We start from the raw sequence: 24,584 nt of genomic DNA, 5'->3' as shown, positions 1-24,584 counted from the left end.
CCAATGAGCGCCCTGTTTGTTGTAAGGAAAAGTGACGTTAGTCAGCGTCGTAGCCTAAATTGGGTGCCAGCCAGCGTTCAACCTCTGAGACACTCATGCCTTTGCGCAGGGCGTAATCTTCAATCTGATCGCGCTGCAGCTGTGCGACGGCGAAGTATTTGCTGTCGGGATGGCTGAAATACCAGCCGGACACCGATGCCCCAGGCCACATGGCGAAAGACTCGGTGAGCTTCATGCCGGTATGGGCTTCTACATCCAGCAATGTCCAGATAGTGCCTTTTTCGGTGTGTTCCGGGCAGGCTGGATAGCCCGGAGCCGGACGAATCCCCTGGTAGTTTTCGCGGATCAGCTCCTCGTTGCTGAGGTTCTCATTGGCCGCGTAGCCCCAGTGAACCTTGCGCACGCGCTCGTGGAGGTACTCTGCGAAGGCTTCCGCCAGACGATCGGCAATCGCTTTCACCATGATTTTATTGTAATCATCGTGCTGCGCGTCGAACGCCTCCGCCAGCGCATCTTCCTCAAGACCCCCGGTCACGGCAAACGCCCCGATATAATCCGCTTTCCCGGAAAGCTTCGGTGCAACGAAATCGGCCAGGCAGTAGTTAGCAAAGCCCACTTTCTCGGTTTGCTGGCGCAGATGGCGACTTACTGCCAGCACGTGCGTGCGGGTCTCGTCGCGATAAATTTCGATGTCGTCGCCCACACGGTTCGCCGGGAACAGGCCCACCACGCCGCGCGGGTTGAGGCTTTTCTGCGCACTCAACTGGTCAAGCATTTCGTTGGCGTCGTTGAACAGGCGTTTGGCTTCTTCCCCGACCACCTCATCTTCAAGGATGCGGGGATATTTGCCCGCCAGTGACCAGGTCATGAAGAACGGTGTCCAGTCGATGTAGTTACGCAGCGTCTCGATGCTGGCAGTGACGTCCTGAACGCCCAGACGATGCGCTACGGGGGGCGTATAGCTGGCCCAGTCAAACGCCAGATCGTTATCGCGTGCGGCCTGGAGTGTCACCGGCGGCGTCCGCGGTTTCTTACGGCCATGCTGAATACGCACGGTCTCGTACTCTTTGCGGGTACGCGCGACAAAATCATCGCGCTGGGTGGCAGACAACAATGCCGACACGACGCCCACGGTACGCGAGGCGTTTTGCACATAAACCGTCGGGCCACTGTAGTTCTGCTCGATTTTCACCGCCGTGTGCGCTTTGGACGTTGTCGCCCCGCCAATCAGCAGTGGAATGATAAAGCCCTGACGCTCCATCTCTTTCGCCACGTTGACCATCTCGTCCAGCGACGGGGTAATCAGCCCGGAAAGTCCAATCAGGTCAGCATTCACTTCGCGCGCAGTTTTGAGGATTTTATCCGCCGGCACCATCACGCCAAGATCGATAATCTCGTAGTTATTACACTGCAGTACGACGCCCACAATGTTCTTACCGATGTCATGCACGTCGCCCTTCACGGTGGCGATCACCATTTTACCGTTGCTGGAGCCTTTCTCTTTGCTGGCTTCGATAAAGGGTTCGAGATAGGCCACCGCCTGCTTCATGACGCGTGCGGATTTCACCACCTGCGGCAGGAACATTTTGCCTTCGCCAAACAGATCGCCGACCACGTTCATGCCGTCCATCAACGGCCCTTCGATCACTTCAATCGGGCGCGTGGATTGCTGACGTGCTTCTTCGGTGTCCTGTTCAATAAACTCGGTAATTCCTTTGACGAGTGAGTATTCCAGACGTTTTTTCACGTCCCAGGCACGCCACTCCGCCTGCTGAATGTTTACCGATGCATCGGATTTACTGCCGCGGTATTTCTCGGCCAGATCCAGCATGCGCTCGGTGGCGTCATCACGCCGGTTGAGGATCACGTCTTCTACGGCGTCGCGCAGTTCCGCCGGCAGGTCGTCGTAAATGGCCAGCTGTCCGGCGTTAACGATCCCCATGTCCATACCGTTACGGATAGCGTAATAGAGGAACACGGCGTGGATAGCTTCACGCACCGGATCGTTACCGCGGAAGGAGAATGACACGTTCGATACGCCGCCGGAGATCAGCGCATGCGGCAGCTCGCGTTTGATGTCTTCACACGCGCCGATAAAGTCCTGCGCGTAGTTATTGTGCTCTTCAATGCCGGTGGCAACCGCGAAGATGTTCGGGTCGAAGATGATGTCTTCCGGCGGGAAGCCCACCTCTTCGGTCAGAATTTTGTATGCGCGGCGGCAAATCTCGATTTTGCGCGCACGGGTATCGGCCTGGCCCATTTCATCGAAGGCCATCACCACCACGGCGGCACCATAACGGCGCACCATCTTCGCGTGGTGGATAAAGGTATCAACGCCTTCTTTCATCGAAATGGAGTTAACAATGCCTTTACCCTGAATACACTTCAGCCCTTTCTCGATGACTTCCCACTTAGAGGAGTCAATCATGATCGGCACCCGGGCAATGTCCGGCTCACCGGCAATCAGGTTGAGGAAGCGCACCATCGCCGCTTCGGCGTCGAGCATCCCCTCATCCATATTGATGTCGATGATCTGGGCGCCGCTCTCAACCTGCTGGCGGGCCACGTCCAGCGCTTCACTGTACTTCTCTTCTTTAATCAGCCGTTTGAATTTCGCCGAACCGGTCACGTTAGTCCGCTCCCCGACGTTCACAAACAGGCTGTCGTCACCGATGGTCAACGGCTCAAGGCCGGCCAAACGACAGGCAACCGGCAGCGTAGGCAGTTGACGTGGCGGCAGACCCGCCACCGCATTGCTCATCGCGGCAATATGCTCTGGCGTGGTACCGCAGCAACCACCGACGATATTCAGAAAACCGGATTCGGCCCACTCGCGGATTTGCGCCGCCATGGTGTCTGCATCCAGATCGTATTCACCAAAGGCGTTCGGCAGGCCGGCGTTCGGGTGTGCGGTGACATAGCATTCAGCGATGCGCGAAAGTTCCTGCACATACTGGCGCAGCTCATCGGGACCCAGCGCGCAGTTCAGGCCGAAGGAGAGCGCTTCAGCGTGACGCAGGGAGTTGTAAAAAGCTTCTGTGGTCTGGCCGGAGAGGGTACGACCAGAGGCGTCGGTGATGGTACCGGAAATCATGATCGGCAGGTCGACGCCCAGCGCCTCGAACTCCTCTTTCACCGCGTAAATCGCGGCTTTGGCATTGAGGGTGTCGAATACCGTTTCAATCAGGATCAGATCGGAACCGCCTTCCACCAGCGCTTTGGTCGATTCACGATATGCCGCCACCAGCTGATCAAAGCTGATGTTACGAAAGGCCGGGTCGTTCACATCGGGTGAAATCGACGCGGTGCGGTTGGTCGGGCCAAGCACCCCGGCCACGTAGCGCGGTTTGTCCGGCGTACGGGCTGTCCATTCATCAGCGCAGGCGCGGGCCAGCTTTGCCGCGGCAAGGTTTATCTCCGCCGACAGGGATTCCATCTGGTAATCCGCCATGGCGATGGTTGTCGAGTTAAAGGTGTTGGTTTCGACGATATCCGCACCCGCCTCGAAATACGCGTTGTGGATCGCCGAAATGACCTGCGGTTTGCTGAGCACCAGAAGGTCGTTGTTACCTTTGAGGTCGCATGGCCAGTCGGCGAAACGCTCGCCGCGGAAATCGTCTTCACTCAGACGATAGCTCTGGATCATGGTACCCATGCCGCCGTCCAGCACCAGAATTCGTTTATTTAACTGCGCACGCAGTTGCTCTACTTTGCTGCTCACACTTGCTCCCGACAACGCTCAACCAGGCCAAAAGGCCAGCAGTCCATACTGGCACAATCTCGCAGGGTGTAAAAGTCACACAGCGGTAACATGAGACATGTTCACTATCACTCATCCGATCAGTCAGGATAACGGTTGCAAAATCACCAAATAAAACGAAAATGATTTCCACGATACAGAAAAAGGAGTTCGTCATGGTCACGACCGTTCCCGCTAAACGCGGCAGAAAACCTGCTGCCACCACCGCCGCCTCTCAGGGCGGACAGGTTCAATCGCTCACGCGCGGTTTGAAGCTGCTGGAATGGATAGCCGAGTCACACAGCAGCGTGGCCCTGACAGAGCTGGCACAGCAGGCTGGCCTGCCGAACTCAACGACCCATCGACTGTTGACCACGATGCAGCAGCTGGGCTTTGTGCGCCAGGTGGGCGAGCTGGGACACTGGGCGGTGGGCGCACATGCGTTTATCGTCGGCAGCAGCTTCCTGCAGAGCCGCAACCTGCTGGCGATTGTGCACCCTATTCTGCGTAAGCTGATGGAAGATTCCGGCGAGACGGTAAACCTGGCCGTGCTCGACCAGAGCGACCATCAGGCCATTATCATCGACCAGGTACAGTGCACGCAGCTAATGCGTATGTCGGCACCGATTGGCGGCAAGCTGCCGATGCATGCCTCCGGGGCGGGGAAAGCGTTTCTGTCGCAGCTCAGCGAAGAGCAGGTCACCGGACTGCTGCACCGGAAAGGGCTGCACGCCTACACCCACGCCACGCTGGTCTCACCGGTACATCTGAAAGAAGATCTGGCCCTGACCCGCAAGCGCGGCTATTCGTTTGATGACGAAGAGCATGCGTTAGGCCTGCGCTGTATTGCAGCCTGCATCTTTGACGAGCACCGCGAGCCGTTTGCCGCCATTTCGATCTCCGGACCGATTTCCCGTATGACCGATGACCGCGTCACGGAGTTAGGTGCGCTGGTGATTAAGGCGGCGAAAGAGGTCACGCTGGCATATGGCGGGATTCGATAACATCGGGAGCACCTGAATCCCTCTCCCGTCGGGAGAGGGGGCATTACACCGCATATCGGATGCAAAACCGTTGTTTGCGGCGATAGGCATACACATCTTCCACATGCCCATTCCTGATGCGCGTCTGCAGGCCCCGCCAGTAGCTGGCGCGGAACAGATCATCATGCATCTCTTCAAACAGTGGCCTGATGCGCGGGTCAGCGCACAGCCAGTGACGAAATTCCTCAGGAAAGACATCTCCCGGTGAGATGCTGTACCACGGCTCGCCGGACAGTTCATCTTCCGGATAGCGGGGCTGCGGTATATCGCGGAAATTCACCTCAGTCATATAGCAAATTTCATCGTAATCGTAGAACACCACCCGCCCGTGACGGGTGACCCCGAAGTTTTTAAACAGCATATCGCCCGGGAAGATATTCGCGGCGGCAAGCTGACGGATAGCGTTGCCGTATTCTTCTATGGCATCCCGTAATGCCTGACCTTCGGACTGCTCCAGCCAGATATTGAGTGGGATCATGCGGCGTTCGATATAGAGATGGCTGATGGCAATTTTGTCACCCAGATCGGTGATTTTCGCCGGCGCTTCCTGCAGTAATAACGCCATTAATGCCGGATCGATCTGCTGCTTATCCAGCACAAAGTTCTCGAACTCCTGGGTGTCCGCCATTCGCCCGACGCGATCGTGCTCTTTAACCAGCTGGTAGCAGGCGCGGACGTGAGCAGCGGTCATCTCCTTCTGCGGCGCGAACGTATCTTTGATGACCTTAAACACCCGATCAAAACCCGGCAGGGTAAAGACCAGCATCACCATGCCGCGAATACCGGGGGCTTCGATAAATTGCTCATCTGCCGTGGTGACATAGCGCAAATATTCCCGATAGCTTTCCGTCTTGGCGTGTTTCTGACAGCCAATGGCCATGTACAGCTCGGCGGTGGTTTTCCCCGGCAGGATCTCGCGCAACCACTCCACCAGAGCAGCAGGCAGCGGGGCATACACCATAAAGTAGGAGCGGGCGAAACCAAAGACAATGCTGGCCTCGGCGCTGGTCGTCAGGCAGGTATCAACAAACAGTTCACCGTCATCGGTACGATGGATGGGTAACAGAAACGGCACAATGGCCGACGGTGTCATCAGTTTACCGACCAGCCAGGCGGCCTTATTACGGTAAAAAAGCTCATTGGCAACCTGCAAATGGCTTTGCCCGAGCACCTCTTCGCCGAAGGTCTCCTTGAGATGCGCAGAGATATAGCCGATATCACGGGTTTTATTCTCCCAGGGCAAACGCAGCGGCAAATCCGTTAATACGCGATGCAGGAGTTTTTCCCAGCCACGATCGGGAAAGAAATCCTTCGCCAGCGGACGCGGAATAGTGCGAAAGCGGCGTTCCGGCTGAGAGCTAAAGATAAATAACCGCTCAGGAGATAATGAGCGGTGGTCAAATAACCGGCAATAGACGGAGTTGAAAAAGCTCTCCGCAATCTCGAAGCGCGGGTAATCAGGTAACAGATGGGTGTAATGCTCCTTCACGCGCAGTAAAAACTCCGCGTCAGGGATTTTGCCGTCGGTAATGCAGCGCAACTGCTCCACCACCAGACCCACATGGTGGTCGTAAAGGTGGATTCGCTGCTTCATGGCCTGCTGAACCGCATGCCAGTCGGCGTGCTCAAAACGCTGCTGCGCGCCGGATGTGACTTCCAGGAAACGTCCGTACTGGGCATCGAAGCCCTGCAGAATAGTTTGGGCAATCAGTAATTCCAGACCACGCGACATTGTTCATGCTCCCTCACCCCGGCCCCCTCCCGACGGGAGAGGGAGTATGTTCACAGGCCCGGTAGCGTGCCACCGGGCGTTACATGGCTCAGAACTGGGCTTCTTCCGTCGATCCCGTTAAGGCGGTGACGGAGGAGGTGCCCCCCTGGATGATAGTGGTCACGTTATCGAAGTAACCGGTCCCGACCTCCTGCTGATGCGAAACGAAGGTATAGCCCTCTTTACCGGCAGCAAATTCCGGCTGCTGCACCTTCTCAACGTAATGCTTCATGCCTTCCCCCTGCGCGTAGGCATGCGCCAGGTCGAACATGTTGAACCACATGCTGTGAATGCCAGCCAGCGTGATGAACTGATATTTGTAGCCCATGTCGGACAGTTGCTGCTGGAAGCTGGCGATGGTTTTATCGTCCAGTTTCTTCTGCCAGTTGAAGGACGGCGAGCAGTTATAGGCCAGCAGTTTGCCCGGATATTTGGCGTGGATAGCATCGGCAAAGCGTTTTGCCAGCGCCAGGTCCGGCGTGGAGGTTTCGCACCAGACCAGGTCCGCATACGGTGCATATGCCAGCCCACGGCTGATCGCCTGTTCAATGCCAGCATGGGTACGATAAAACCCTTCGCTGGTGCGTTCACCGGTAATGAACTCGCTGTCGTAAGGATCGCAGTCAGAAGTGATCAGGTCAGCCGCATCCGCATCGGTACGGGCAATCACCAGCGTGGGTACGCCGAGCACGTCAGCCGCCAGACGCGCCGCAACCAGCTTCTGAATCGCTTCCTGGGTTGGGACAAGGACTTTCCCGCCCATGTGTCCGCATTTCTTCACTGACGCCAGCTGGTCTTCGAAGTGAACGGCCGCTGCACCGGCCTCAATCATCGATTTCATCAGCTCAAAGGCGTTCAGCACGCCGCCGAATCCCGCTTCCGCATCCGCGACGATCGGCAGGAAATAGTCAATAAAACGCGGATCGTTTGGCTCAATGCCTGCCGCCCACTGGATCTGATCCGCACGGCGGAAGGTGTTGTTGATCCGATCCACCACGGTTGGTACCGAGTTTGCCGGATAGAGCGACTGATCCGGATACATGCTGGAGGCCAGGTTGGCGTCCGCCGCAACTTGCCAGCCGGAAAGATAGATGGCTTCGATGCCGGCTTTCGCCTGCTGCAGGGCCTGGCCGCCAGTCAGCGCGCCGAGGCTATTGATGTAACCTTTTTTGGCACCGCCGTGCAGCAGCTCCCACATTTTCGCCGCGCCGCGCTGCGCCAGGGTACATTCCGGATTGACCGAGCCACGCAATTTCACCACCTCTTCCGCGCTATACGGGCGGCGGATGCCTTCCCAGCGAGGTTGGGTCCACTCTTTCTTCAATTCTTCGATTTGTTGGGTACGGGTTTTCATGTGCAGATGCTCCATATTGTTGTGGGGTGAATTACGCCAGGAAGCGGTAGCCCGGCAGGGTCAGGAAGTCGATTAAGTCATCGGATGTGGTGATTTGCTCCATCAGGCGTGCGGCGTCATCAAAACGTCCGCTGCTGAAGCGGTGTTCACCCAGTTCGTCCTGGATCACCCGCATCTCTTCGGCCAGCATCTGACGGAACAGGGATTTGGTCACCGGCTTGCCGTTACTGAGCGTTTTTTGATGGTGGATCCACTGCCAGATTGAGGTGCGAGAGATCTCGGCGGTAGCGGCATCTTCCATCAGGCCGTAGATCGGCACGCAGCCGTTACCGGAGATCCACGCTTCAATGTACTGGACGGCTACGCGGATATTGGCGCGCATGCCCTCTTCCGTACGCTCGCCCGCACACGGTGCCAGCAGGTGTTCTTCAGCCGTTGGGGCATCCTCATCACGCGTCACAAACAGCTGGTTTTTGTTCTCACCGAGTACGCGGTTGAAGACGTCCATTGCCGTATCCGCCAGACCCGGATGCGCGATCCACGTTCCGTCATGGCCATTTCGTGCTTCAAGCTCTTTATCGGCTTTCACCTTGTTGAGCACCTGATTGTTACGTTCAGCATCTTTGCTTGGGATAAATGCCGCCATTCCACCCATCGCAAAGGCCCCGCGCTTGTGGCAGGTTTTAATCAACAGGCGTGAGTAGGCACTCAGGAACGGTTTATCCATGGTGACCACCTGGCGATCCGGCAGCACACGATCGGGATGATTTTTCAGGGTTTTGATGTAGCTGAAGATGTAATCCCAGCGTCCACAGTTCAGCCCAACAATATGGTCGCGCAGCGCATGCAGAATTTCGTTCATCTGGAACACGGCAGGCAGCGTTTCAATCAGCAGGGTGGCTTTAATGGTGCCGCGCGGCAGGTTGAAACGATCTTCCGTGTAGCTAAACACTTCACTCCACCAGGCCGCTTCCTGCCAGGCCTGTGTTTTCGGCAGATAGAAATAGGGGCCGCTGCCTTTTGCCAGCAGATTCTTGTGGTTGTGGAAGAAATAGAGGGCGAAGTCAAACAGACTGCCCGGAATAGCTTCGCCACGCCAGGTGACATGCTTTTCAGGCAGATGCAGTCCACGTACGCGACAGATCAGAACCGCCGGATTGGGTTTCAGTTGATAGATTTTGCCGGCTTCGTTGGTATAGCTGATGGTGCCGTTCACGGCGTCGCGCAGATTGATTTGCCCGTCGATAACCTTATGCCAGTCCGGCGCCAGTGAGTCCTCAAAATCTGCCATAAAGACTTTTACGTTCGCGTTCATGGCGTTGATCACCATTTTGCGCTCCACCGGGCCGGTGATTTCGACGCGCCGATCCTGTAAATCATCCGGAATGCCGCGGATTTTCCACTCACCACGGCGAATGGAAGCGGTTTCCGAAATAAACCCAGGCAACTTGCCATCGTCAATTTCCTGCTGCTGATGAATGCGTGCCGCCAGCAGCTTATTGCGCGTTGGCGTAAAGCGGGTCACCAGTTCGGTCAGGAATTCGACAGCGTCTGCTGTCAAAATTTGCTGTTCTTGCTCGCCATGCGGCTGGGTAAAGGCCAGTTCATCGACCGTCGTTGCCTGTTGAGTCATTACTCTGCTCCTCATCAAAGATCCAAAATCACGCCCCCGATGCGAACGAAAGATCGTTGTGTAGTTTTCGCTCAGCAGAATTAAGACTATCTATATTTTTTTCAAAATCAAAAACAATTTCCATTTTAATTATTAAATGCATTTAACGCATTGATTAATATGAAATTAAAGTTTTATTGTTTGTTGAGTGACATTTCGGAAATGAAAAAGGCACCCGAAGGTGCCTGATGTGAATAGCTGAAACGCTTTAGGATCGTTTAGTGCAGAAGATTACTCCAGCGTTGGATTCATGTGGCGCAGATCGTATGGTGTGATCTGGTAGACGTAATAGTTGAGCCAGTTAGTAAACAGCAAATTCCCGTGGCTACGCCAGGTGGCTCTCGGTTTGTTCTGTGGATCGTTTTTGGGGAAATAGTTGTACGGAACGTCCGGATTCAGACCGGCTTCAACGTCACGGAAATACTCCGACGCGAGGGTGTTCGGATCGTATTCAGGATGCCCGGTAACAAAGGCAATGCGCTTGTCTTTACTGGCAAACAGGTAAGCATCCCCGTCTTCGGTTTCGGCCAGGATATCGAGATCGGTGTAATCACGAATCAGCTGTGCCGGAAAATCGGCGTAGCGCGAGTGTGGCGCCAGGAAGGAGTCATCGAACCCGCGCGTCAACAGGGCGTGAGGTTGGACAAGGTGGTGCTCGTAAACACCTGAAAGCTTCTCAGTGCGGGTTTGTTTGGGGATCCCATAGAGGATATTCAGGGCGGCTTGCACCGCCCAACAAACAAACAGCGTGGACGTGACGTGATCTTTAGCCCACTCCAGTACCTGTTTGATCTGCGGCCAGTAGGCAACATCATTAAATTCGACCAGGCCCAGCGGTGCACCGGTCACAATCAGCCCGTCGAAGTTTTCGTCGCGAATGTCGTCGAAGTTACAGTAAAAATTATTCAGATGCTCAGAAGGCGTATTTCGCGACTCACGGGCATCGATTCGCAGCAGCTGGATATCAACCTGCAGCGGCGAGTTCGAAAGCAAACGCAGGAACTGGTTCTCTGTTTCGATCTTTTTCGGCATCAGATTGAGAATAAGCACCTTCAGTGGGCGAATTTCCTGACCTGTAGCGCGTGAAGTCGTCATCACAAAGACGTTTTCATCACGTAAGAAATTGACGGCTGGTAGCTCGTCCTGCACCCGAATCGGCATAACCTCATATCCTCACAGCATACGTATAAACGTTTAGACATCCAGACAGCTAACGATACCCAGAAACAGGCTGAATGTCGAGTCTGCAAGCGGAAGGTGAGAAAGTTTCAAGGAGGAAGTAAGAAGCCCAAAAAGCAAAAAACCCCGCACCATACGGTACGGGGTTCTTTTAATTGATGCCTGGCAGTTCCCTACTCTCACATGGGGAGACCCCACACTACCATCGGCGCTACGGCGTTTCACTTCTGAGTTCGGCATGGGGTCAGGTGGGACCACCGCGCTAAAGCCGCCAGGCAAATTCTGTTATCTGTATCAGCTGAAAATCGTCTCTCATCGCCAAAACATCTTCGGCGTTGTAAGGTTAAGCCTCACGGTTCATTAGTATCGGTTAGCTCAACGCATCGCTGCGCTTACACACCCGACCTATCAACGTCGTAGTCTTCAACGTTCCTTCAGGAGACTTAAAGTCTCAGGGAGAACTCATCTCGGGGCAAGTTTCGTGCTTAGATGCTTTCAGCACTTATCTCTTCCGCATTTAGCTACCGGGCAGTGCCATTGGCATGACAACCCGAACACCAGTGATGCGTCCACTCCGGTCCTCTCGTACTAGGAGCAGCCCCCCTCAATTCTCCAGCGCCCACGGCAGATAGGGACCGAACTGTCTCACGACGTTCTAAACCCAGCTCGCGTACCACTTTAAATGGCGAACAGCCATACCCTTGGGACCTACTTCAGCCCCAGGATGTGATGAGCCGACATCGAGGTGCCAAACACCGCCGTCGATATGAACTCTTGGGCGGTATCAGCCTGTTATCCCCGGAGTACCTTTTATCCGTTGAGCGATGGCCCTTCCATTCAGAACCACCGGATCACTATGACCTGCTTTCGCACCTGCTCGAGCCGTCACTCTCGCAGTCAAGCTAGCTTATGCCATTGCACTAACCTCCTGATGTCCGACCAGGATTAGCTAACCTTCGTGCTCCTCCGTTACTCTTTGGGAGGAGACCGCCCCAGTCAAACTACCCACCAGACACTGTCCGCAACCCGGATCACGGGTCTACGTTAGAACACCAGCCATTAAAGGGTGGTATTTCAAGGTTGGCTCCACGCAGACTGGCGTCCACGCTTCAAAGCCTCCCACCTATCCTACACATCAAGGACCAGTGTTCAGTGTCAAGCTATAGTAAAGGTTCACGGGGTCTTTCCGTCTTGCCGCGGGTACACTGCATCTTCACAGCGAGTTCAATTTCACTGAGTCTCGGGTGGAGACAGCCTGGCCATCATTACGCCATTCGTGCAGGTCGGAACTTACCCGACAAGGAATTTCGCTACCTTAGGACCGTTATAGTTACGGCCGCCGTTTACCGGGGCTTCGATCAAGAGCTTCGCGTTACCGCTAACCCCATCAATTAACCTTCCGGCACCGGGCAGGCGTCACACCGTATACGTCCACTTTCGTGTTTGCACAGTGCTGTGTTTTTAATAAACAGTTGCAGCCAGCTGGTATCTTCGACTGATTTCAGCTCCACCCGCAGGGGCTTCACCTACATATCAGCGTGCCTTCTCCCGAAGTTACGGCACCATTTTGCCTAGTTCCTTCACCCGAGTTCTCTCAAGCGCCTTGGTATTCTCTACCTGACCACCTGTGTCGGTTTGGGGTACGATTTGATGTTACCTGATGCTTAGAGGCTTTTCCTGGAAGCAGGGCATTTGTTACTTCAGCACCGTAGTGCCTCGTCATCACACCTCAGCGTTAACAAGGAACCGGATTTACCTGGAACCTCCGCCTACATGCTTAAACCGGGACAACCGTCGCCCGGCTAACATAGCCTTCTCCGTCCCCCCTTCGCAGTAACACCAAGTACAGGAATATTAACCTGTTTCCCATCGACTACGCCTTTCGGCCTCGCCTTAGGGGTCGACTCACCCTGCCCCGATTAACGTTGGACAGGAACCCTTGGTCTTCCGGCGAGCGGGCTTTTCACCCGCTTTATCGTTACTTATGTCAGCATTCGCACTTCTGATACCTCCAGCACCCCTCACAGGACACCTTCAACGGCTTACAGAACGCTCCCCTACCCAACAACGCATAAGCGTCGCTGCCGCAGCTTCGGTGCATGGTTTAGCCCCGTTACATCTTCCGCGCAGGCCGACTCGACCAGTGAGCTATTACGCTTTCTTTAAATGATGGCTGCTTCTAAGCCAACATCCTGGCTGTCTGTGCCTTCCCACATCGTTTCCCACTTAACCATGACTTTGGGACCTTAGCTGGCGGTCTGGGTTGTTTCCCTCTTCACGACGGACGTTAGCACCCGCCGTGTGTCTCCCGTGATAACATTCTTCGGTATTCGTAGTTTGCATCGGGTTGGTAAGCCGGGATGGCCCCCTAGCCGAAACAGTGCTCTACCCCCGAAGATGAGTTCACGAGGCGCTACCTAAATAGCTTTCGGGGAGAACCAGCTATCTCCCGGTTTGATTGGCCTTTCACCCCCAGCCACAAGTCATCCGCTAATTTTTCAACATTAGTCGGTTCGGTCCTCCAGTTAGTGTTACCCAACCTTCAACCTGCCCATGGCTAGATCACCGGGTTTCGGGTCTATACCCTGCAACTTAACGCCCAGTTAAGACTCGGTTTCCCTTCGGCTCCCCTATACGGTTAACCTTGCTACAGAATATAAGTCGCTGACCCATTATACAAAAGGTACGCAGTCACCCCATAAAAGAGGCTCCCACTGCTTGTACGTACACGGTTTCAGGTTCTTTTTCACTCCCCTCGCCGGGGTTCTTTTCGCCTTTCCCTCACGGTACTGGTTCACTATCGGTCAGTCAGGAGTATTTAGCCTTGGAGGATGGTCCCCCCATATTCAGACAGGATACCACGTGTCCCGCCCTACTCTTCGAGTTCACAGCCTGTGTGCTTTCGTGTACGGGACTTTCACCCTGTACCGTGCGACTTTCCAGACGCTTCCACTAACACACAAGCTGATTCAGACTCTGGGCTGCTCCCCGTTCGCTCGCCGCTACTGGGGAATCTCGGTTGATTTCTTTTCCTCGGGGTACTTAGATGTTTCAGTTCCCCCGGTTCGCCTCGTTAACCTATGTATTCAGTTAACGATAGTGTGTCGGAACACACTGGGTTTCCCCATTCGGACATCGCCGGGTCAAAGGTTCATATCACCTCGCCGGCGCTTTTCGCAGATTAGCACGTCCTTCATCGCCTCTGACTGCCAGGGCATCCACCGTGTACGCTTAGTCGCTTAACCTCACAACCCGAAGATGTTTCTTTCGATTCATCACCGGTTTGCGAAAATTTGAGAGACTCGAACACACATTAACTGTGTGTCGTTTCAATTTTCAGCTTGATCCAGATTTTTAAAGAGCAAAACTTCGCAGTGCACCTTTTCAGGTTCACTCTGAAGTTTTCTTGTTTTCGCAGTAAAAGATGGTGGAGCTATGCGGGATCGAACCGCAGACCTCCTGCGTGCAAAGCAGGCGCTCTCCCAGCTGAGCTATAGCCCCATCGTATGACCAACCTCTTCAAATCTGCATGACAGATTTGGTAGGCCTGAGTGGACTTGAACCACCGACCTCACCCTTATCAGGGGTGCGCTCTAACCACCTGAGCTACAAGCCTGTAGAGGTTTTTTACTGCTGTTTTTCATCAGACAATCTGTGTGAGCACTACAAAGGCAGGTTCTTTAAGGTAAGGAGGTGATCCAACCGCAGGTTCCCCTACGGTTACCTTGTTACGACTTCACCCCAGTCATGAATCACAAAGTGGTAAGCGCCCTCCCGAAGGTTAAGCTACCTACTTCTTTTGCAACCCACTCCCATGGTGTGACGGGCGGTGTGTACAAGGCCCGGGAACGTATTCACCGTAGCATTCTGATCTACGATTACTAGCGATTCCGACTTCATGGAGTCGAGTTGCAGACTCCAATCCGGACTACGACGCACTTTATGAGGTCCGCTTGCTCTCGCGAGTTCGCTTCTCTTTGTATGCGCCATTGTAGCACGTGTGTAGCCCTACTCGTAAGGGCCATGATGACTTGACGTCATCCCCACCTTCCTCCAGTTTATCACTGGCAGTCTCCTTTGAGTTCCCGGCCGGACCGCTGGCAACAAAGGATAAGGGTTGCGCTCGTTGCGGGACTTAACCCAACATTTCACAACACGAGCTGACGACAGCCATGCAGCACCTGTCTCAGAGTTCCCGAAGGCACCAATCCATCTCTGGAAAGTTCTCTGGATGTCAAGAGTAGGTAAGGTTCTTCGCGTTGCATCGAATTAAACCACATGCTCCACCGCTTGTGCGGGCCCCCGTCAATTCATTTGAGTTTTAACCTTGCGGCCGTACTCCCCAGGCGGTCGACTTAACGCGTTAGCTCCGGAAGCCACGCCTCAAGGGCACAACCTCCAAGTCGACATCGTTTACGGCGTGGACTACCAGGGTATCTAATCCTGTTTGCTCCCCACGCTTTCGCACCTGAGCGTCAGTCTTTGTCCAGGGGGCCGCCTTCGCCACCGGTATTCCTCCAGATCTCTACGCATTTCACCGCTACACCTGGAATTCTACCCCCCTCTACAAGACTCTAGCCTGCCAGTTTCGAATGCAGTTCCCAGGTTGAGCCCGGGGATTTCACATCCGACTTGACAGACCGCCTGCGTGCGCTTTACGCCCAGTAATTCCGATTAACGCTTGCACCCTCCGTATTACCGCGGCTGCTGGCACGGAGTTAGCCGGTGCTTCTTCTGCGGGTAACGTCAATTGCTGCGGTTATTAACCACAACACCTTCCTCCCCGCTGAAAGTACTTTACAACCCGAAGGCCTTCTTCATACACGCGGCATGGCTGCATCAGGCTTGCGCCCATTGTGCAATATTCCCCACTGCTGCCTCCCGTAGGAGTCTGGACCGTGTCTCAGTTCCAGTGTGGCTGGTCATCCTCTCAGACCAGCTAGGGATCGTCGCCTAGGTGAGCCTTTACCCCACCTACTAGCTAATCCCATCTGGGCACATCTGATGGCAAGAGGCCCGAAGGTCCCCCTCTTTGGTCTTGCGACGTTATGCGGTATTAGCTACCGTTTCCAGTAGTTATCCCCCTCCATCAGGCAGTTTCCCAGACATTACTCACCCGTCCGCCACTCGTCACCCGAGAGCAAGCTCTCTGTGCTACCGTTCGACTTGCATGTGTTAGGCCTGCCGCCAGCGTTCAATCTGAGCCATGATCAAACTCTTCAATTTAAGTTTGATGCTCGTGAATTAAACTTCGTAATGAATTACGTATGTTCACTCAGAGACTTTGGTATTCATTTAGTGTCCGAAGACATTAAGAATCCATGTCACTTTGAGTGCCCACACAGATTGTCTGATAAATTGTTAAAGAGCAGTTGCGACGCGGCTTACAGCTCACCGTCGCGAGGTGGCGTATATTACGCTTTCCTCTTTCAGAGTCAACCCTGAAGTTCAGGATTTTTTCTCTTCAACCGACCGGGTTATCTGTGAAGTGATTCACATCCGCCGTGTCGATGGAGGCGCATTATAGGGTGCCGCCGAGGAATGACAAGCGGAAATATGCATTTTTATTTCGACCGCTCACCTTTTCACCAAAAAGGCTATTTTTGGTGCTTTTTAATCTCTTTTGGCAGCTCTGCCAGGCTATTAATCACCCAATCCGCAGCACTCTCTGCTTCAGGCGTCACAGGTTTGCCGGTGCGCACAAGTATTTTAGTCCCCACACCTGCGGCGGTTGCTGCCTGCATATCTTCCAGTTTATCGCCCACCATATAAGAAGCAGCCATATCGATATGCAGGAATTCCTGCGCAGAGATAAACATTCCCGGATGCGGCTTGCGGCAATCACACGTCTGGCGAAACTCTTCTACAGTTCCCTGCGGGTGGTGCGGGCAATAGTAAATGCCATCAAGTTCGACACCGCGGTCAGCCAGCGACCAGTCCATCCATTCCGTCAGCGTCTCGAATTGCGCCTCGGTGAATTTTCCACGTGCGATGCCGGACTGGTTGGTCACGACCACCAGCGCATAGCCCATCTCTTTCAGCTGGCGCATGGCATCGATAACGCCCTCGATAAACTCGAACTCATCAATCTCGTGGACATAACCGTGATCCACATTAATAGTGCCATCACGATCGAGAAAAATTGCGGGTACTGATTTTGCCACCGGTTTGCTCCTGAAAAAGGCATGTACAGCTAGTATCTCATGAATCGCAGCGCAATAAAGTGCTCATCGTACAGAGTTGGATTGATTTAGACGTCTGGATGCCTTAACATCCGTTTTGTTTACGGTCATCACCCGTATCTGGCAGAAGAAAATGCCACGGCTAACTTACATACGATAAAAATAATCTAATGATTAAACTTTCCAATATCACCAAAGTGTTCCAGCAGGGGAACCGAACCATTCAGGCGCTGAACAATGTCAGTCTGCATGTTCCTGCTGGTCAAATTTATGGCGTCATTGGCGCATCGGGTGCAGGTAAAAGTACGCTGATCCGTTGTGTTAACCTGCTTGAGCGCCCAACCCAGGGTCGTGTAGAAGTAGGCGGGCAGGAACTGACCGCCCTTTCAGAGAAAGAACTGACGAAAGCACGCCGCCAGATTGGCATGATCTTCCAGCACTTTAACCTGCTGGCCTCCCGTACGGTGTTTGGCAACGTTGCCTTGCCGCTGGAACTGGACAACACGCCAAAAGAAGAAGTTAAGCGTCGCGTAACCGAACTGCTGGATCTCGTTGGACTGGGTGATAAACACGATAGCTACCCGGCAAACCTGTCCGGTGGACAAAAACAGCGTGTGGCCATTGCCCGCGCGCTGGCAAGTAACCCGAAAGTGCTGCTGTGCGATGAAGCCACCAGCGCATTAGATCCCGCCACTACGCGTTCCATTCTGGAGCTTCTGAAGGACATCAACCGTCGCCTCGGCCTGACCATTCTCCTTATTACACATGAAATGGACGTGGTGAAACGCATCTGTGATTGCGTCGCGGTAATCAGCAACGGTGAGTTGATTGAGCAAGACACGGTCAGCGAAGTGTTTTCCCATCCGAAAACCCCACTGGCACAACAGTTTATTCAGTCCACGCTGCACCTGGATATTCCGGAAGATTATCTGGAGCGTTTAAAAACAGAATCGACCGCGGACAGCGTCCCGATGCTGCGTATGGAGTTCACTGGCCAGTCCGTCGATGCGCCACTGCTGTCCGAAACCGCGCGCCGCTTTAATGTGAATAACAACATCATCAGCGCGCAAATGGATTACGCCGGTGGCGTGAAGTTCGGCATCATGCTGACGGAAATGCACGGCACACAAGCAGAAACCCAGGCGGCAATTGCCTGGCTGCAAGAACATCACGTAAAAGTAGAGGTACTGGGTTATGTCTGAGCCGATGATGTGGCTGCTGGTTCGCGGCGTTTGGGAAACGCTGGCAATGACCTTTGTATCAGGCTTCTTTGGTTTTGTGATTGGTCTGCCGGTCGGCGTGCTGTTGTATGTGACGCGCCCGGGACAAATCATTGAGAACGCGAAGCTGTATCGCACCCTGTCTGCACTGGTGAATATCTTCCGTTCTATCCCGTTCATTATTCTGCTGGTGTGGATGATTCCATTTACCCGTGTGATCGTGGGAACGTCTATCGGTTTGCAGGCAGCCATCGTTCCGCTGACCGTGGGAGCTGCGCCGTTTATCGCCCGTATGGTGGAAAACGCCCTGCTGGAAATCCCGACCGGTTTGATCGAGGCTTCCCGCGCGATGGGGGCAACGCCAATGCAGATCGTGCGTAAAGTCCTGCTGCCTGAAGCGCTGCCTGGGCTGGTTAACGCGGCAACCATTACGTTGATTACTCTGGTGGGTTATTCCGCGATGGGCGGTGCCGTTGGCGCCGGCGGTTTAGGCCAGATTGGCTACCAGTACGGCTATATTGGTTATAACGCTACCGTAATGAATACCGTTCTGGTATTGCTGGTTGTGCTGGTTTACTTAATCCAGTTCTCTGGCGATCGCATCGTCCGGACTGTTACTCACAAATAACGTTACACACAACACAAACTCGACGAGTTAAGGATATAACATGGCGTTTAAATTAAAGACCTTTGCAGCGGTAGGCGCGCTGATCGGCTCTCTGGCACTGGTGGGTTGCGGTCAGGACGAAAAAGATCCAAACCACATCAAAGTGGGCGTTATCGTGGGTGCAGAACAGCAGGTTGCTGAAGTCGCGCAGAAAGTCGCGAAAGAGAAGTATGGTCTGGACGTTGAGCTGGTGACCTTTAACGATTACGTTCTGCCGAACGAAGCGCTGAGCAAAGGCGATATCGACGCCAACGCCTTCCAGCACAAACCTTACCTGGATCAGCAGATCAAGGATCGCGGCTATAAACTGGTGGGTGTGGGTAACACCTTTGTTTACCCTATTGCCGGTTACTCCAAGAAAATTAAATCTCTGGACGAACTGCAGCCAGGCTCTCAGGTTGCCGTCCCTAACGACCCAACCAACCTTGGCCGTTCCCTGCTGCTGCTGCAGAAAGTGGGCCTGATTAAGCTGAAAGACGGTGTTGGCCTGCTGCCAACCGTTCTGGATGTCACCGAGAATCCGAAAAATCTGAAAATTGTTGAGCTGGAAGCCCCACAGCTGCCACGTTCTCTCGACGACGCGCAAATTGCCCTGGCCGTTATCAACACCACGTACGCCAGCCAGATTGGCCTGACGCCAGCGAAAGACGGTATCTTCGTTGAAGACAAAGACTCCCCGTATGTAAACCTGATCGTGACTCGCGAAGACAACAAAGATGCGGAAAACGTGAAGAAGTTCGTACAGGCTTATCAGTCTGACGAAGTTTACCAGGAAGCCAACAAAGTGTTTAACGGCGGCGCTGTTAAGGGCTGGTAATCTCACCTCAGTGTAATATCATCAAGACGGGCTTATGCCCGTCTTGTCATTTGTGCAGTCAACTGATTCAATATCTGACGTTTTGATTATCCATTGAGGAATTATTATGCGTGCTTTACCGATCTGTCTTTTAGCACTCATGCTGAGCGGCTGTTCTATGCTAAGCAGATCTCCTGTTGAACCTGTCCAAAGCACGGCAACCCCGCCAAAAGCAGAACCCGTAAAACCGAAAGCGCCTCGCCCTGCGCCGGTTCGCATTATTACCAAAGCTGACGAACTCGTGGGTAAACCTTTCCGTGAACTGGGTGAAGTAAGCGGCGAATCCTGTCAGGCTACCAATCAGGACTCTCCACCGAATATCCCAACAGCGCGTAAACGCATGCAGATCAACGCGGCAAAAATGAAAGCCAACGCGGTTCTGCTGCATAGCTGCGAAGTGACCAGTGGAACACCGGGTTGTTACCGTCAGGCGGTTTGCATCGGCTCGGCGCTGAACATTACGGCGAAATGAGTTCATTTCAGTTCGAACAGATAGGCGTTATTCGCTCTCCCTATAAAGAGAAGTTCGCCGTGCCACGCCAGCCAGGTCTGGTCACCAGCGGTGGCGAGCTTCACTTGATCGCGCCCTACAATCAGGCCGATGCCGTACGCGGGCTCGAAGCATTCAGCCACTTATGGATTGTGTTTGTGTTTCACCAGACGATGGAAGGTGGCTGGCGTCCGACCGTACGCCCTCCTCGCCTGGGAGGCAACGCCAGGATGGGCGTGTTTGCGACGCGCTCAACCTTCCGTCCAAACCCTGTCGGGATGTCGCTGGTCGAACTGAAAGGTATACGCTGTCAGAAGGATCAGGTCATACTGGAGTTAGGCAGCCTTGACCTGGTTGATGGCACGCCAGTTATCGATATCAAGCCGTATCTCCCCTTTGCCGAAGCGTTACCCGACGCCCGCGCAAGCTATGCCCAGGAAGCACCGCAGGCAGATATGCCTGTTCACTTCACGGCTGAGATAACCACGCAGCTTCAGCAGCTGGAAACACGCTATCCCCGCCTTCGTGACTTTATCACCGAAGTGCTGGCTCAGGACCCCCGTCCGGCCTATCGTAAAGAAGAGGACGCCGGGAAAACCTACGCCGTCTGGCTGCTGGATTTTAACGTTCGCTGGCGCGTGACCGGGGCAGGTTTTGAGGTGTTTGCCCTTGAACCCAGGTAATTTTGTCCTCCTCTCTTTTGGCATCTTTGCCACACTGGTAAACTAAACCACTTTTTTTGTCTCAGGCTGGTGTTTCAGCCTGTTCCAATCGTCGAAATGGAACCGTAACAACATGCGTACTAGCCAATATCTGCTCTCCACTCTGAAGGAGACGCCTGCCGACGCCGAAGTGATCAGCCATCAGCTGATGCTGCGCGCCGGGATGATCCGCAAGCTGGCCTCCGGGTTATATACCTGGCTGCCGACCGGCGTGCGCGTCCTGAAAAAAGTCGAAAACATCGTGCGTGAAGAGATGAACAACGCCGGTGCTATCGAGGTGTCCATGCCTGTGGTTCAGCCCGCTGACCTGTGGCAGGAGAGCGGCCGTTGGGAGCAATATGGCCCTGAGCTGCTGCGTTTCGTTGATCGTGGCGAGCGTCCATTCGTCCTCGGCCCAACGCATGAAGAAGTCATTACCGACCTGATTCGTAATGAGCTGAGCTCTTACAAACAGCTGCCGCTGAACTTCTTCCAGATCCAGACCAAGTTCCGTGATGAAGTTCGCCCACGTTTCGGCGTCATGCGCTCACGCGAATTCCTGATGAAAGATGCTTACTCTTTCCATACGTCTCAGGAATCGCTGCAAGAGACCTACGACAAAATGTACGAGGCTTACAGCAAAATCTTCTCCCGTATGGATCTGGATTTCCGTGCTGTACAGGCTGATACCGGTTCTATCGGCGGAAGCGCGTCTCATGAGTTCCAGGTTCTGGCTCAGAGCGGTGAAGACGATGTGATCTTCTCTGACTCTTCTGATTACGCCGCGAACATCGAGTTTGCAGAAGCGCTGGCCCCTAAAGCGCCACGTGCTGCTGCAACCGAAGAGATGACGCTGGTTGATACACCTCACGCAAAAACCATTGCCGAGCTGGTTGAGCAGTTCAACCTGCCCGTCGAAAAAACGGTAAAAACCCTGCTGGTGAAATCCACCGAAGGTAGCGCGTACCCGCTGGTTGCCCTGCTGGTGCGTGGCGATCACGAACTGAACGAAGTGAAAGCTGAGAAGCTGCCTCAGGTTGCCAGCCCACTGATGTTCGCAACGGAAGCGGAAATCCGTGCCGTCGTGAATGCAGGTCCAGGCTCTCTGGGCCCGGTGGATATGCCGGTTCCGGTGGTTATTGACCGTACGGTAGCCGCAATGAGCGACTTCGCCGCTGGCGCTAACATCGACGGTAAACATTACTTCGGCATCAACTGGGATCGCGATGTCGCGACGCCGGAAGTGGCTGATATCCGTAACGTGGTGGCAGGCGATCCGAGCCCGGACGGCCAGGGCACCCTGATGATCAAACGCGGTATCGAAGTGGGCCACATCTTCCAGCTGGGGGATAAATATTCCCGCGCGCTGAATGCCGCCGTTCAGGGGGAAGATGGCCGCAACCAGATCCTGACCATGGGTTGCTACGGTATCGGTGTGACGCGTGTGGTTGCAGCCGCCATTGAGCAAAACTACGACGAACGTGGCATCGTCTGGCCAGACAATATCGCCCCGTTCCAGGTGGCTATTCTGCCAATGAACATGCACAAGTCTTACCGTGTGCAGGAGCTGGCCGAAAAACTTTACTCCGAGCTGCGCGCTCAGGGTATCGAAGTGCTGATGGATGACCGTAAAGAGCGTCCAGGCGTGATGTTTGCCGATATGGAACTGATCGGTATCCCGCACACCTTAGTCATCGGCGACCGTAACCTCGACAGCGACGACATTGAATACAAATACCGTCGCAGTGGTGAAAAGCAGATGATCAAGACTGGCGACATTCTTGATTACCTGGTGAAAGCCATCAAAGGTTAACGTTCAACAAAAAAACCCCGCTCAGGCGGGGTTTTTTAATGGGCCGATATCGGCTTATTTGCTGTTACAGTCTTTGCCCGCAACAAACTTCGCGTCTTTATCTGTCACCAGCGTTTTCACCAGCTCTCCGCTGTCCGGGTTCGGCTCCAGCGTAAAGTGACCATCTACCGTCAGCAGGACAGGCTTGCTGTCATTGCCACGCGCAACAGCGTAATCACGCTCCAGCTGCGCATTGTTCGCCACGCTGATTTTCTTGCCGGTGGCGCAGTCGGTAAAGATCGCCGCATCCGCCATATAGAAATACATCCCACGCATTGGCATTGGCGTTGCAGGCAGGGCCGCTTTCACCGGGGCCAGCGTATAGTTGAACTGGGACTCAATCGGATTGCCTTCGCGGTCGAGCATCTCCATCCCTTCACCTCTGGCGCGGAAATAGGTTTTCTCACCGGTGGTATCCGTCAGTACCAGCTTCTCAGCCGTACGCGCCCATGTCCCGTAGGACGCAAAGGAAGATGGTTCTTTCGCCCCCTGATAACGCTGGTTCATAACCCAGGTACCGTCTTTCTGCAGGAACAGTGACGTTTCAATGCCCTCGCAGTCGGCACACGGTAAAACGCCGCGCCAGCTCTGCTGCATTGGCTTTAACTCTTCATTCTGCGCAGGCTGCACGACCTGCGTTTCAGAACGGTTGTTACACCCGAAAAGCGCAAACAGCGTACTCACTGCCAGCGCTGACAATAATGCTTTTTTCACAATGAATTCCTTATGAAATTGTGTTCCTTTTCGTCACTCCGTAGGGCGACGAACTTTACCGCGTAGTGCTTTCACTGTGGATTTTTGGGCCTTCGACGATAGCCGACGCTCTTTCGATGCGCGGGTCGGTCGCGTTGCCCGACGGCTTTTTTGCACTGCCGTTAATTCTTTAATCATCGACACCAGTCTGGCAATCGCCGCTTCGCGGTTCAACTCCTGGCTGCGGTACTCCTGCGCTTTAATCACAATCACGCCATCACTGGTGATCAGGTGATGGCTGGCAGTGAGCAGGCTTTCTTTGTAATACTCTGGCAGGCTGGAGGCCCGAATGTCAAAGCGCAAATGGATAGCCGTTGAAGCCTTGTTAACGTGCTGTCCACCCGCCCCCTGAGCACGGATGGCGGTGATCTCCAGCTCATTGTCAGGGATGCTAACATTTCGGGACAAGACAATCATGGCGCTGGCTGCCACGCCGTCAAATGAATTTCCAGATTATTCTGAGAATCAGAAAGCCAGATAGCGCCGTCCTGAATTGTGGCCTGCAGGACCATCGTCCGGCTGGCAAACTCGCTCAGCTTCGCCAGTTGCTCATCGTCCAGATACCAGACGGTAAGGTTGGCAAATTGCCCGCACTTGCTCTTGCTTTGCTGCCACCAGATTTCCGCAGCACGTTGATTATACGCGAATAACGCCACGTTAGCGGACTGCGTGCAGGCCTTTTTAATGCGGCGCTCATCCGGCAGGCCGAGTTCAATCCATAAATCGATACCCAGATGATCGTTGTGCAGCCAGGCCTCTGGCTCGTCCTCAGCGCTTAAGCCACGGCTAAATTGCAGACGCTCGTCAGCATACTTTATCCACGCCAGCAGGCGCAGCATCATGCGCTCCTGGGTTTCAGAGGGGTGGCGTGCCAGAGTGAGTGACGCATCCAGGAACTGGTTGCGGTCAAGATCTGCCACATTGACCACAGCTTTATAAATTGTCGCTTTCAGCGCCATGAGAGAACTCCTTTCGAATCAGGCGCACATTGTAGCGAAAAAGGAATAAAAAGGCTGTTCCCGGGTGAACATTCACCGGCTATCAAGGCGCTGATATTGCTTAAATGAGTATGGTATAGTCACCTTGCTAAACCGAGTTTATCTTC

Annotated in this window: 16 protein-coding genes, 2 tRNA genes and 3 rRNA genes; 7 read left to right on the top strand and 14 right to left on the bottom strand. The window is 54.1% G+C overall.

Annotated features, from left to right (window positions below; translation table 11 throughout):
* Window positions 1–37: 37 nt before the first annotated feature.
* Window positions 38–3,721 carry a methionine synthase gene (gene metH / locus BH714_RS18935; protein WP_040018676.1) on the bottom strand — a complete coding sequence of 1,228 codons (3,684 nt, stop codon included), beginning with the start codon at window positions 3,719–3,721 and terminating at the stop codon, window positions 38–40.
* Between the two features lie 194 nt (window positions 3,722–3,915).
* Here metH and iclR point away from each other — a divergent pair, with 194 nt between their 5' ends.
* On the top strand, window positions 3,916–4,743 hold the full coding sequence (gene iclR / locus BH714_RS18930) for a glyoxylate bypass operon transcriptional repressor IclR (protein WP_020882862.1): 828 nt from the start codon (window positions 3,916–3,918) through the stop codon (window positions 4,741–4,743).
* A 43-nt stretch (window positions 4,744–4,786) separates the two neighbouring features.
* Here the strand turns inward: iclR and aceK are convergent, their stop codons facing one another.
* The 10 genes from aceK to gmhB form a co-directional block, all read right to left on the bottom strand.
* On the bottom strand, window positions 4,787–6,514 hold the full coding sequence (gene aceK / locus BH714_RS18925; protein WP_032681928.1) for a bifunctional isocitrate dehydrogenase kinase/phosphatase: 1,728 nt from the start codon (window positions 6,512–6,514) through the stop codon (window positions 4,787–4,789).
* An 88-nt stretch (window positions 6,515–6,602) separates the two neighbouring features.
* On the bottom strand, window positions 6,603–7,907 hold the full coding sequence (gene aceA, locus BH714_RS18920; protein WP_040018675.1) for an isocitrate lyase: 1,305 nt from the start codon (window positions 7,905–7,907) through the stop codon (window positions 6,603–6,605).
* A 31-nt stretch (window positions 7,908–7,938) separates the two neighbouring features.
* Window positions 7,939–9,540: a malate synthase A gene (gene aceB, locus BH714_RS18915; RefSeq protein ID WP_040018674.1), complete on the bottom strand. Its 1,602-nt coding sequence runs from the start codon at window positions 9,538–9,540 to the stop codon at window positions 7,939–7,941.
* Between the two features lie 270 nt (window positions 9,541–9,810).
* Window positions 9,811–10,740 carry a homoserine O-acetyltransferase MetA gene (metA, locus tag BH714_RS18910; protein ID WP_014168174.1) on the bottom strand — a complete coding sequence of 310 codons (930 nt, stop codon included), beginning with the start codon at window positions 10,738–10,740 and terminating at the stop codon, window positions 9,811–9,813.
* A 178-nt stretch (window positions 10,741–10,918) separates the two neighbouring features.
* A 5S ribosomal RNA gene (gene rrf / locus BH714_RS18905) occupies window positions 10,919–11,034 on the bottom strand.
* A 63-nt stretch (window positions 11,035–11,097) separates the two neighbouring features.
* Window positions 11,098–14,003, bottom strand: a 23S ribosomal RNA gene (locus tag BH714_RS18900).
* A gap of 180 nt (window positions 14,004–14,183) precedes the next feature.
* Window positions 14,184–14,259: transfer RNA gene (locus BH714_RS18895), tRNA-Ala, on the bottom strand.
* Window positions 14,260–14,297: 38 nt separating this feature from the next.
* Window positions 14,298–14,374: transfer RNA gene (locus tag BH714_RS18890), tRNA-Ile, on the bottom strand.
* A 70-nt stretch (window positions 14,375–14,444) separates the two neighbouring features.
* Window positions 14,445–15,984 (bottom strand): 16S ribosomal RNA (locus tag BH714_RS18885).
* Together the 16S, 23S and 5S rRNA genes with 2 tRNA genes alongside form the textbook arrangement of a ribosomal RNA operon.
* A gap of 371 nt (window positions 15,985–16,355) precedes the next feature.
* On the bottom strand, window positions 16,356–16,922 hold the full coding sequence (gene gmhB, locus BH714_RS18880) for a D-glycero-beta-D-manno-heptose 1,7-bisphosphate 7-phosphatase (protein ID WP_014168732.1): 567 nt from the start codon (window positions 16,920–16,922) through the stop codon (window positions 16,356–16,358).
* 188 nt (window positions 16,923–17,110) lie between these two features.
* On the opposite strand from gmhB, the gene metN reads away from it, so the two are divergent.
* The 6 genes from metN to proS all read left to right on the top strand — a co-directional run bounded on the left by metN (window position 17,111) and on the right by proS (window position 22,687).
* On the top strand, window positions 17,111–18,142 hold the full coding sequence (metN, locus tag BH714_RS18875) for a methionine ABC transporter ATP-binding protein MetN (RefSeq protein ID WP_014168731.1): 1,032 nt from the start codon (window positions 17,111–17,113) through the stop codon (window positions 18,140–18,142).
* Window positions 18,135–18,788 carry a methionine ABC transporter permease MetI gene (locus tag BH714_RS18870; protein ID WP_014168730.1) on the top strand — a complete coding sequence of 218 codons (654 nt, stop codon included), beginning with the start codon at window positions 18,135–18,137 and terminating at the stop codon, window positions 18,786–18,788. Before metN ends, BH714_RS18870 begins: the two co-directional genes overlap by 8 nt.
* A gap of 40 nt (window positions 18,789–18,828) precedes the next feature.
* Complete coding sequence (gene metQ / locus BH714_RS18865; protein ID WP_014168729.1) at window positions 18,829–19,644, top strand: methionine ABC transporter substrate-binding lipoprotein MetQ; 816 nt, start codon at window positions 18,829–18,831, stop codon at window positions 19,642–19,644.
* A 106-nt stretch (window positions 19,645–19,750) separates the two neighbouring features.
* On the top strand, window positions 19,751–20,155 hold the full coding sequence (gene rcsF, locus BH714_RS18860; protein WP_014168727.1) for an Rcs stress response system protein RcsF: 405 nt from the start codon (window positions 19,751–19,753) through the stop codon (window positions 20,153–20,155).
* Complete coding sequence (gene tsaA, locus BH714_RS18855) at window positions 20,152–20,856, top strand: tRNA (N6-threonylcarbamoyladenosine(37)-N6)-methyltransferase TrmO (protein ID WP_025205135.1); 705 nt, start codon at window positions 20,152–20,154, stop codon at window positions 20,854–20,856. The genes rcsF and tsaA overlap by 4 nt, the downstream gene beginning before the upstream one ends.
* Before the next feature lie 112 nt (window positions 20,857–20,968).
* The gene (gene proS / locus BH714_RS18850) at window positions 20,969–22,687 is read left to right on the top strand and encodes a proline--tRNA ligase (protein ID WP_040018673.1); all 1,719 of its coding nucleotides are present in this window, start codon (window positions 20,969–20,971) and stop codon (window positions 22,685–22,687) included.
* A gap of 54 nt (window positions 22,688–22,741) precedes the next feature.
* Here the strand turns inward: proS and nlpE are convergent, their stop codons facing one another.
* From nlpE to BH714_RS18835, 3 genes are read right to left on the bottom strand one after another with little or no spacing between them, the layout of a single operon-like run.
* Window positions 22,742–23,440 (bottom strand): envelope stress response activation lipoprotein NlpE, encoded by a 699-nt coding sequence (gene nlpE / locus BH714_RS18845; RefSeq protein ID WP_040018672.1) that lies wholly within the window; start codon window positions 23,438–23,440, stop codon window positions 22,742–22,744.
* A gap of 33 nt (window positions 23,441–23,473) precedes the next feature.
* Complete coding sequence (arfB, locus tag BH714_RS18840) at window positions 23,474–23,896, bottom strand: alternative ribosome rescue aminoacyl-tRNA hydrolase ArfB (RefSeq protein WP_040018671.1); 423 nt, start codon at window positions 23,894–23,896, stop codon at window positions 23,474–23,476.
* The gene (locus tag BH714_RS18835) at window positions 23,893–24,438 is read right to left on the bottom strand and encodes a YaeQ family protein (protein WP_014168722.1); all 546 of its coding nucleotides are present in this window, start codon (window positions 24,436–24,438) and stop codon (window positions 23,893–23,895) included. Before BH714_RS18835 ends, arfB begins: the two co-directional genes overlap by 4 nt.
* Window positions 24,439–24,584 lie beyond the last annotated feature (146 nt).

It is taken from the genome of Enterobacter ludwigii (assembly GCF_001750725.1).
Taxonomy (GTDB): domain Bacteria; phylum Pseudomonadota; class Gammaproteobacteria; order Enterobacterales; family Enterobacteriaceae; genus Enterobacter; species Enterobacter ludwigii.
The sequence above is the reverse complement of the archived record's forward strand: the minus strand, read 5'-3'. Positions and strand labels throughout refer to the sequence as shown.

What these genes read in the sequence shown, in the direction of transcription:
- arfB (WP_040018671.1), bottom strand. Translation starts at nt 23,896, where the DNA reads ATGATTGTCTTGTCCCGAAATGTTAGCATCCCTGACAATGAGCTGGAG.
- tsaA (WP_025205135.1), top strand. Translation starts at nt 20,152, where the DNA reads ATGAGTTCATTTCAGTTCGAACAGATAGGCGTTATTCGCTCTCCCTAT.
- aceA (WP_040018675.1), bottom strand. Translation starts at nt 7,907, where the DNA reads ATGAAAACCCGTACCCAACAAATCGAAGAATTGAAGAAAGAGTGGACC.
- BH714_RS18870 (WP_014168730.1), top strand. Translation starts at nt 18,135, where the DNA reads ATGTCTGAGCCGATGATGTGGCTGCTGGTTCGCGGCGTTTGGGAAACG.
- metN (WP_014168731.1), top strand. Translation starts at nt 17,111, where the DNA reads ATGATTAAACTTTCCAATATCACCAAAGTGTTCCAGCAGGGGAACCGA.
- metQ (WP_014168729.1), top strand. Translation starts at nt 18,829, where the DNA reads ATGGCGTTTAAATTAAAGACCTTTGCAGCGGTAGGCGCGCTGATCGGC.
- rcsF (WP_014168727.1), top strand. Translation starts at nt 19,751, where the DNA reads ATGCGTGCTTTACCGATCTGTCTTTTAGCACTCATGCTGAGCGGCTGT.
- metA (WP_014168174.1), bottom strand. Translation starts at nt 10,740, where the DNA reads ATGCCGATTCGGGTGCAGGACGAGCTACCAGCCGTCAATTTCTTACGT.
- aceK (WP_032681928.1), bottom strand. Translation starts at nt 6,514, where the DNA reads ATGTCGCGTGGTCTGGAATTACTGATTGCCCAAACTATTCTGCAGGGC.
- proS (WP_040018673.1), top strand. Translation starts at nt 20,969, where the DNA reads ATGCGTACTAGCCAATATCTGCTCTCCACTCTGAAGGAGACGCCTGCC.
- iclR (WP_020882862.1), top strand. Translation starts at nt 3,916, where the DNA reads ATGGTCACGACCGTTCCCGCTAAACGCGGCAGAAAACCTGCTGCCACC.
- BH714_RS18835 (WP_014168722.1), bottom strand. Translation starts at nt 24,438, where the DNA reads ATGGCGCTGAAAGCGACAATTTATAAAGCTGTGGTCAATGTGGCAGAT.
- aceB (WP_040018674.1), bottom strand. Translation starts at nt 9,540, where the DNA reads ATGACTCAACAGGCAACGACGGTCGATGAACTGGCCTTTACCCAGCCG.